The 8,752-nt window shown below is 29.3% G+C and carries 9 protein-coding genes; all 9 read right to left on the bottom strand.

Annotation, left to right across the window (positions count from 1 at the left end):
- Positions 1-136 precede the first annotated feature (136 nt).
- Positions 137-826 (bottom strand): GTP cyclohydrolase I FolE, encoded by a 690-nt coding sequence (gene folE / locus Q1A46_RS06830; protein WP_299675722.1) that lies wholly within the window; start codon positions 824-826, stop codon positions 137-139.
- Between the two features lie 48 nt (positions 827-874).
- On the bottom strand, positions 875-2,536 hold the full coding sequence (gene hisS, locus Q1A46_RS06825; RefSeq protein WP_299675719.1) for a histidine--tRNA ligase: 1,662 nt from the start codon (positions 2,534-2,536) through the stop codon (positions 875-877).
- 69 nt (positions 2,537-2,605) lie between these two features.
- On the bottom strand, positions 2,606-3,535 hold the full coding sequence (locus Q1A46_RS06820) for a YihY/virulence factor BrkB family protein (RefSeq protein ID WP_299675716.1): 930 nt from the start codon (positions 3,533-3,535) through the stop codon (positions 2,606-2,608).
- Positions 3,536-3,554: 19 nt separating this feature from the next.
- Positions 3,555-3,929, bottom strand: a complete 375-nt coding sequence (locus tag Q1A46_RS06815; RefSeq protein WP_299675713.1) for a hypothetical protein — start codon at positions 3,927-3,929, stop codon at positions 3,555-3,557.
- A gap of 70 nt (positions 3,930-3,999) precedes the next feature.
- Complete coding sequence (locus Q1A46_RS06810; RefSeq protein ID WP_299675710.1) at positions 4,000-4,596, bottom strand: pentapeptide repeat-containing protein; 597 nt, start codon at positions 4,594-4,596, stop codon at positions 4,000-4,002.
- Positions 4,577-4,984, bottom strand: a complete 408-nt coding sequence (locus Q1A46_RS06805; protein ID WP_299675707.1) for a hypothetical protein — start codon at positions 4,982-4,984, stop codon at positions 4,577-4,579. Before Q1A46_RS06805 ends, Q1A46_RS06810 begins: the two co-directional genes overlap by 20 nt.
- A gap of 92 nt (positions 4,985-5,076) precedes the next feature.
- Positions 5,077-7,185, bottom strand: coding sequence for a M3 family metallopeptidase (locus Q1A46_RS06800; RefSeq protein ID WP_373456504.1), 2,109 nt, complete (start codon positions 7,183-7,185; stop codon positions 5,077-5,079).
- A gap of 9 nt (positions 7,186-7,194) precedes the next feature.
- Positions 7,195-7,815, bottom strand: coding sequence for a CatB-related O-acetyltransferase (locus Q1A46_RS06795; protein ID WP_299675705.1), 621 nt, complete (start codon positions 7,813-7,815; stop codon positions 7,195-7,197).
- A 3-nt stretch (positions 7,816-7,818) separates the two neighbouring features.
- The gene (gene nadC, locus Q1A46_RS06790) at positions 7,819-8,679 is read right to left on the bottom strand and encodes a carboxylating nicotinate-nucleotide diphosphorylase (RefSeq protein WP_299675702.1); all 861 of its coding nucleotides are present in this window, start codon (positions 8,677-8,679) and stop codon (positions 7,819-7,821) included.
- Between the last annotated feature and the right edge of the window lie 73 nt (positions 8,680-8,752).

Below are 8,752 nucleotides of genomic sequence, written 5' to 3'. Positions count from 1 at the left end.
TATTAATTTTTCATATAACTAAAAGTGCTGCAATAAAATTGCAGCACTTTTAGACCCTAAGTTGAGACCAATAAAAACAAAAAGTGCGGTTTACACCGCACTTTTCTTTTATTTATAGTATACTTCGACCGGTTTGTTAGTCGAAACTTGTATTAAGCTTTATATAATCTAAAAACTCTCTTTTAGTATCTTTATCTTTAAACTTACCACCAAACTCTGCTGTTACTGTAGAACTTTCAATATCTTTAATTCCACGAGAATTTACACATAAGTGTTTTGCATCGATAACACAAGCAACGTCATCTGTACCTAATGCTTCTTGCATTGCCTGTACAATTTGCATTGTTAAACGCTCTTGAACTTGTGGTCTTTTAGAAAAATACTCTACTAATCTATTCATTTTAGATAATCCGATTACTTTTCCATTAGAAATATAAGCTACATGAGCACGTCCTACTATAGGTAGTAAGTGATGTTCACAAGTAGAATAAACAACAATGTTTTTTTCTACTAACATTTCACCATACTTATAGTTATTATCAAAAGTAGATGCTTTAGGTCTATTCTTAGGGTTTAATCCCATGAATAATTCATTAACAAAAGCTTTAGCTACACGCTTAGGTGTACCATACAAACTGTCATCAGTTAAATCCATTCCAAGAGTTTCAAGTATGTCTTTTACACTTTCTTGGATTCTTTTTATCTTCTCTTCGTCCGAAATATCAAAAGCATCAGCACGTAGTGGTGTTGTAGCAGATGTACCTACGTGGTTTTCTCCTATTTCGTCTATTCTTTCGTCTGTCATATTATTGTGGATCTCGAACATAACTTTTTGTTTAATGTTTTTATGTAAAGATAAAACAAAAAGTTCTTTTTATTGTGTTTTTTTTATTATTTCCTTGATAGTAAGATCATTTTCTTCTCTTGTTTGAGTGTTTTTGAACTTAAACTTACCATCTTTTTCTATAGAGGTTACTACAAACTCTATGCCTCTTTTATCTACATACTTCCATTGTTTCTTCTGTTGATTGTTACTAGAAGCCACATCTGGATATAATTCTGTTTTAATTCCGTTAGCTCTTAATTCATTAATCGCTTTCATTTTAGCTAAACTTTCGCTCTCATCGAAGTTTAAAAATAAAACTTTAGGTTTTGGTAAAGCTACTGTTTCAAAGAGCCCAAGCTCTTCCATAACTAAATAAATACGGTCTAAACCAAAGGAAATCCCTACTCCACTAACGTCTTTTAAGCCAAATATCCCGGTTAAATCATCGTATCTACCACCTCCACCAATAGAACCAATTTTCACTTCTTTAGGAGCCGCAACTTCGAAAATTGCTCCGGTGTAATAATTTAAACCTCTTGCTAAAGTAACATCTAACTCTAATGTAGCCGTTTGTAAACCTAACTCAGCAATGCTATTTATTACAAAAGTTAATTCTTCAACTCCTTTTAATCCTTCTTCAGAATCTGACAACATTGATTTTAACGATGCCAATTTGTCTGCATTACTTCCTGTAAAATCAAATAAAGGCTGTACTTTTTCGATAGCTTCTTCAGAAATATCTTTCGAAAGCATTTCTTTTACAACTCCATCTTTACCAATTTTATCAAGTTTATCTAGAGCAACTGTAAAATCTATCAACTTATCTTTAGCTCCAATAACTTCTGCAATACCTGAAAGTATTTTTCGGTTATTGATCTTGATAGTCGTTCCTTTTACATTTAACTTACTAAAAACTGCATCGTAAAGTTGAACAAACTCTACTTCTTGCCATAAAGAATCACTACCAACTACATCTGCATCGCACTGATAAAACTCTCTGAATCTTCCTTTTTGAGGACGATCTGCTCTCCAAACTGGCTGTATTTGATATCTTTTAAATGGAAATGTAATTTCATTTTGATGTTGCACTACGTAACGCGCAAATGGAACCGTTAAATCGTAACGCAAAGCTTTTTCAGAGATTTTAGCAGTTGCCTTTTTCGAATCTAAGATATCTCCAATGTATTTTTTAAAAATATCAATCATTAAATTTCTCTTGATATCTATTCTTTTAGCGGTAGATTCTGCATCAGATACATCAATATCAATCTTAAACAACTGAATTATCTCTGAATATTTATCTATGAAAAAGCCTAGTAATATCTCTTTTTCTCCTTTATTTAAATTAGGGTAAAGGTTTAAAAAACTGTTAACAAAATCTTTATAATCAGGAATATTACCAAACTTTCTTATAAAATCTTCAATAGCTGAAAGACACTCACTAAAAATTACACTAAATTTAGAAGAATTTCCTAGTTCTAACTTTAGCTCTTTTAAATAATCTCCAGAGTTTAAAATTTTAAAAATTAAACGATCACCTTCTTCTCCATATTTTCCCATTAAGGTTGAAGAATTTTCAAAACTTGGTGTTTCAATTGGCTGAAAACCATGCAACTCAAAAGCATATCTTATTGTGTTAAAAATAAAATTTCTTCTGGCTACTTCTGTTGATGAAAAGTCTCTTGTTCCCTTTGGAATTCCTGGTTTCATATAGAATATGCTATTTAATTCTTTAATTACTTCGTTTTAAGCCTGCAAATATCCGAATTTATCGGCGGATTATGAAGTTTTATTTCTACGTTTTAATTGATAGATAGAAGCGTTTAATTCGAAACCTAAAAGCAACACTATGGCGTTTAACCAAACAAATAACATTAAGATTAATAATGTTCCAATAGAACCATAAAGTTGATTGTATTTAGCAAACTCTAATACATAAATTCCGAAAAGATAAAATGTAAATAAAGACACTACTGTTGTTAAAAAAGCTCCTGCTGAAAAGAATTTTACTGTACTTCCTTGTTTTGTTCCGTATCTGAATAATAAATACACAATTGTGTAAATCATAACTAAGAAAAGAAAACCTCTTCCTAAATAAAATAAATTCAATTCGCTAGTATCGAACCAACCAATTTCATCTATTCTTGATAATGCTATTTGATACAATACTACCAAACAAACTACAATAATTAAGAAAAAAGACATTAATAGAGACACACCTAAAGAAACTAAATAGGTTTTAAACACGTTTCTAAACTCCTGAACATGATACGAATATTCGAATCCACCAAAGATTGCGTTTACGCCATTGGTCATTAAAAAAATAGAAGTTAAAAAACCAAACGATAATAAACCTCCATATTGATTGTTTAAAATATCTTTAATTACTCCATCGACAGCATCGAAAGTTTTTGGTGGTAACCCCTCTCGAATTAAATCGAATAATCCTTCTTGGAAACCATCAACAGGTATGTATGGAATTAAGGTTAGAATAAATAATAAAAATGGAAAAATTGCCATAAAAAAACTAAAAGCAATTCCTCCTGCTCTAGTCGTTAATGCTCCTTTAACAATTCCGATGATATACATTTCTATAACATCGTATAAGGATAAGCCTTCTAAACCGGGAATTTTAATTTCTTTTCCGATTTTAACTAGCCAATTTACTACTGGAATTTTCTCTAGATTTTCTTCTATTCTTTTTGACATTAATGCAAAAATCTGATTTTTATCCCTGATTTAAAAATGAATAGACCATTTTTGAATCTGATTCACTATCAAATTTAATTTTTAATTGAATAGAACTCTTTTCAAATAGTCTGTTTTTGGTTCCAATAATTTTAATTGTTCTACTTTCTATTGATGAAGATTGATACAAAATTTTAAACTTTACATCATTTTTAAAATTCGGATTTAATTGGATTACATCGTAATTAAATTTACTCTGTATTAGAATATAATTTTTAAATAACTTCACATTACCAATCCAAAAGCTTCTCTTTATGGATTCAATATTTTTTATTTCAACATTTGCAAATGAATTTATTAATGGTTCATCAGAAAGTAAACGCATTGTTTTCTTTTTTTGATTCATCGTATACATTACACCTGTTATAAAAAACAAGATCATGATAGAAATAAAAAAAGTTGAAATGATGGAGTTTATATCCAATTTATGAAACAATTTTGATTTTATACTTTTCTAGCAAATTAGCAACATTATCTTTTGAAAAAATTGCTTTTTCTACTCTATTAGACTCTAAATCGATAGAAAAGTTACGCGCAGTTTTAAAATTTACATTTCTTAAATCTGAAGCTTCGAAAATTGACCCAAGTAAATCACAATCGTCAAAATAACTAAATTGAAGATTTGCTTCTGTAAAATCTACTTCTTTTACACTACAGTTTACAAATTGAAAATTTTGCATTTTTAACTGATAAAAAGAAGAGTAATCAACTTGACAATCGGTAAAATTTATTTTCAGTAAAAAAGGATCTATTTCGTAGAATTTAATTCCTAATAATTTTGAACTATAAAAATGTACATCTTTAAAACTACTTTCTTTCAATCTTGTATTACTCAGATTACAATCGATAAATTCACATTCTAAAAATTCTGAATTTACAACGTGCATATCTGAAAAATCGCAATTCTCAAATGTACAAGAATCAAAATCTGATCTACTTATTTGATCATTTGTAAAAGCTACTTTTTTAAATGTTTCATTATCGTAATAATCGTTCATCGTATTATTCTTCTTTAAATTCATAAACTATAATTTTTCCATTCGGATAAGTTATAGCACCAAATAATTTTTTGTTTTCAATAGTAAACTTTATTTCTTTAAGATGAGTGTACTCAACTTCTTCTGGTTTTAAAGTTATTAGGATGTCATTCTCTTTTATTTCATAGTTATACTTAAACTTTCGTATATATGTTTCTTTATCACAAGACGAAATTCCTTTTTCTGCAAGTTCAACCATATCTTTTAAAAATTTAACAACCACATAAATTTCTTCTCCTGCGCAAGGATTATCATCTGGAGTTTCTTCACAAACAGAATTTACATTAGCAATGAATTGCTTTCCGATTATACTAATATTTTGTGCTTGAAGAACTGAAGTAATTAATATAAAAAGTACACCTAATCTCGTCATTCTTTTTTTATTAAAGATAGTAGATATAAACAAAAAACGATCAAAAGAATATTCTTCTGATCGTTTTAAATTTATATATGCTAAATTATAACCTATTTCAGTCCTCTAGCTTTTAACATTGGTTCTGCTTGCGGATCACGTCCTGCAAACACTTTATACATTTCAGCATAATCCATTGTATTTCCTTTAGACAATACTTCTTTACGGAATTTATCTCCATTTTCACGAGTTAATAATCCGTTATTTTTAAACCAATCATAAGCATCATGACTTAACATTTCTGTCCATAAATACGAATAATAACCAGAAGCATAACCTCCACTGAATATATGAGCAAAATAAGTAGATCTATATCTTGGAGGAATTTGATCTATATTTAAATTCATTTTTTCTAAGGCTTCTTTTTCAAACTTTGCAACATCTTCGATTTTTACATCTTTACCGATAGTATGCCATTGCATATCTAAATTTGATGAACATAAATTCTCTATGATCGAATATCCTTGATTAAAAGTTCCTGCTGCTTTTATTTTTTTCAATAAAGTATCAGGAATTACTTTTCCTGTTTTGTAATGTAAAGCATAATTATTTAACACTTCTGGATGTGTAGCCCAATTTTCATTAAACTGCGATGGAAACTCAACAAAATCTCTTGCTGTACTTGTTCCTGAAATTGAAGCATATTTTTGATCTCCAAATAAACCATGTAACGCATGACCGAACTCATGAAACATTGTTTCTACCTCATCAAAACTAATTAAAGCTGGCTCACCTTCTGCTGGTTTTGGTGAATTACAAACATTATAAATTACAGGTTTTTGATTACGTAATTTTGATTGTTTCACAAAAGCACTCATCCAAGCTCCTCCTCTTTTGCTATCTCTAGCAAAGAAATCACCATAAAATAAACCTAGTTTACTTCCATCTTCTTCGAATAATTCATACACTACAACATCTGGATGGTATACTGGAATATCTTCGCGCTTTTTAAACGTAATTCCATATAACTTGTTTGCTGCAAAAAAGACTCCTTTTTCTAAAACATTATTAATTTCGAAATACTGTTTTACTTCTTCTTCATCTAAATTGTATTTAGATTTACGAACTTTCTCTGCATAATGGTTCCAATCGTATGGCGTTAATTCAAAATCTCCACCTTCTTTATTGATCTCTGTTTGAATTTCTTTTATTTCTGAAGCTGCTTTTTCTAATGAACCTGGAATTAAGTTTTTAAACATTTCAAAAACTTTATCTGGTGTACTTGCCATAGTTCCTTGCAAACTCCAACTTGCATAATTATCAAAACCTAAAATTTCAGCTTTTTTAGCTCTTAATTCTACCATTTGTTTTACTAAATCTGAAGTATCGTAAGTTCCTCCTTCAGTTCTACAAATAGATTTTTTGAATAATTTTTCACGAAGTTCTCTATTCTCTAATGTTTGTAAAGATGGTTGTTGTGTTGTATTAATTAATTGAATTTCATACTTCCCATCTTTCTCTATAGATTTAATCTTTTCTTCAGAAAAACCTTTCAATTCACCTTTATCAGCAACTATAACGCCTCCTTTTTTCATAGCGTCTACTCCTTTTTTCCCAAAATCGTTAGATAAGCTAGCTAATTGCGCATTAATTGCTTTTAATTCTTCTTTTTTATCTTCTGATAAATTAGCTCCTGCTTTTACAAAATTCTTGTAGTATTCACTTACTAAATGTTTAGACTCTGGATCTAAATTTAAACTTTCTAAACTATTATAAACTGTTTTGATTCTTTCAAACAATTTTGTGTTTAATAAAATATTATCTCCATGTTTAGAAAATTTAGGCGCTAGTTCTTTTTGATTTTCACGAATAACGTCGTTTGTATGTGCACTAGTTAATGCAGAAAAAATAGCATTTACATTATCTAATGTTTTACTACTTTCTTCTAAAGCTAAAATTGTGTTTTCGAAAGTTGGTGCTTCTGTATTCGCTACGATTTTTGCTATTTCAGAATTTTGAACTTCCATCCCTTTTAAAATAGCAGGCATAAAATGTTCATTCTTTATTTTGGTAAAATCTGGAGCTCCGTAATCTAAACTACTTTTTACTAATAAAGGATTTTCAGAAGTACTCATATCTTCGGTATTTTCTTTTTTTGGTTCTTTTGTATTACAGCTAAATGCTAGAGCTAAAACTGTAACCATTAGTATATGTTTTTTCATTTTGGATTGTTATTTAAGTTTATCTATTGAATTACCAGTTAAATTTTGAAGATTTTCCGTGATTTTTTCAATTGGCCAATCCCACCATTTTAACATTAATAATTCATCTATAGTTTCTTCATTGAAACGTTTTTTTATTTCTTTTGCTGGATTCCCACCTACAATTGAATAAGGTGCAACATCTTTAATTACGGTTGAATTTGTAGCGATTATAGCTCCATCTCCAATGGTAACTCCAGCCATTATTGTTGCATTATGACCAATCCAAACATCGTTACCAATTACCACATCTCCTTTATTTGGATAAGATTTTCCTTCCATTGATTTCTCCCATCCATTTCCAAAAATGGCAAAAGGATACGTAGAAATTGCATCAGTTAAATGATTTGCTCCATTCATGATAAAACTAACTCCTGAAGCAATCATACAAAACTTACCAATGATTAACTTGTCTCCTGTAAAATCAAAATGATACTTTACATTTTTTTCGAAATTTTCTACATTTTCAAAATCATCGTAATAAGTGTAGTCTCCAACAATAATATTCGGATTTTTAATTACATTTTTCAGAAAACATAATTTATCATAATTAGGTAAAGGAAACTTGATATTCTTATCAGGTCCAACCATAAATTAATCTACTGCTTTTAAACTTAAATCTAAATTATATACAGAATGTGTTAATGCTCCAGAAGAGATAAAATCAACACCACACTCAGCATATTTACGAATTGTTTTTTCATTAATCCCTCCAGAACTTTCAGTTAAACACTGATCACTAATAAGCTCTACAGCTTTTCGTGTATCTTCATAATTAAAATTATCTATTAAAATTCTATACACTCCTTCATTAGATAAAATCTCTTTAATTTCATCTAAATTCCTAGCTTCTACTATAATTTTAATATCTAAATTTTTCTCTGCTAAATAAGCTTTTGTTTTTGTAATGGCTTGTGTTATTCCGCCAGCGAAGTCGATATGATTATCTTTAATCATAACCATATCATATAAAGCAAAACGATGATTTTCTCCTCCTCCAATTTTTACAGCCCATTTTTCTAATGCTCTAATTCCTGGAGTTGTTTTACGCGTATCTAATACTTTAGTTTTTGTTCCCTCTAACAATCCCATAAAGTATCCTGTTTTAGTTGCAATAGCGCTCATACGTTGCATTGCATTTAAAACTAAACGTTCTGCTTGAAGTATAGATTGAGATTTTCCGGAAACATAAAAAACAATGTCTCCATATTTTACTTTTTCTCCATCATTTATTAAAGTTTCTACTTTTAAATCTTTATCTACATAAGTGAAAACTTGCTTAGCAAATTCTACACCTGCAATTACACCTTCATCTTTTACTAATAATTTTGCTTTACCTGTAACGTCTGCTGGAATACAAGATAATGACGTATGATCTCCTTCTCCTATATCTTCACGGATTGCATTTGCTATTATTAACTCTAGTTCTTTATTAAATTGTTCTTGAGATATCATGTAAATTTTATTATAGAGGTAAAAATAATATTTTACCTCTATAAATAAAATTCAACTCGAACTAATAATTATA

This window comes from uncultured Tenacibaculum sp., from assembly GCF_947502995.1.
Lineage (GTDB): Bacteria > Bacteroidota > Bacteroidia > Flavobacteriales > Flavobacteriaceae > Polaribacter.
This window is presented reverse-complemented; position numbering and strand designations above follow the sequence as displayed.

Excerpts from the sequence above, each read along its gene's own strand:
- folE (WP_299675722.1), bottom strand. The coding sequence starts at position 826 with ATGTTCGAGATCCACAATAATATGACAGACGAAAGAATAGACGAAATA.
- Q1A46_RS06805 (WP_299675707.1), bottom strand. The coding sequence starts at position 4,984 with ATGACGAGATTAGGTGTACTTTTTATATTAATTACTTCAGTTCTTCAA.
- Q1A46_RS06815 (WP_299675713.1), bottom strand. The coding sequence starts at position 3,929 with ATGTATACGATGAATCAAAAAAAGAAAACAATGCGTTTACTTTCTGAT.
- Q1A46_RS06800 (WP_373456504.1), bottom strand. The coding sequence starts at position 7,185 with ATGAAAAAACATATACTAATGGTTACAGTTTTAGCTCTAGCATTTAGC.
- Q1A46_RS06795 (WP_299675705.1), bottom strand. The coding sequence starts at position 7,815 with ATGGTTGGACCTGATAAGAATATCAAGTTTCCTTTACCTAATTATGAT.
- Q1A46_RS06810 (WP_299675710.1), bottom strand. The coding sequence starts at position 4,596 with ATGAATTTAAAGAAGAATAATACGATGAACGATTATTACGATAATGAA.
- hisS (WP_299675719.1), bottom strand. The coding sequence starts at position 2,536 with ATGAAACCAGGAATTCCAAAGGGAACAAGAGACTTTTCATCAACAGAA.
- nadC (WP_299675702.1), bottom strand. The coding sequence starts at position 8,679 with ATGATATCTCAAGAACAATTTAATAAAGAACTAGAGTTAATAATAGCA.
- Q1A46_RS06820 (WP_299675716.1), bottom strand. The coding sequence starts at position 3,535 with ATGTCAAAAAGAATAGAAGAAAATCTAGAGAAAATTCCAGTAGTAAAT.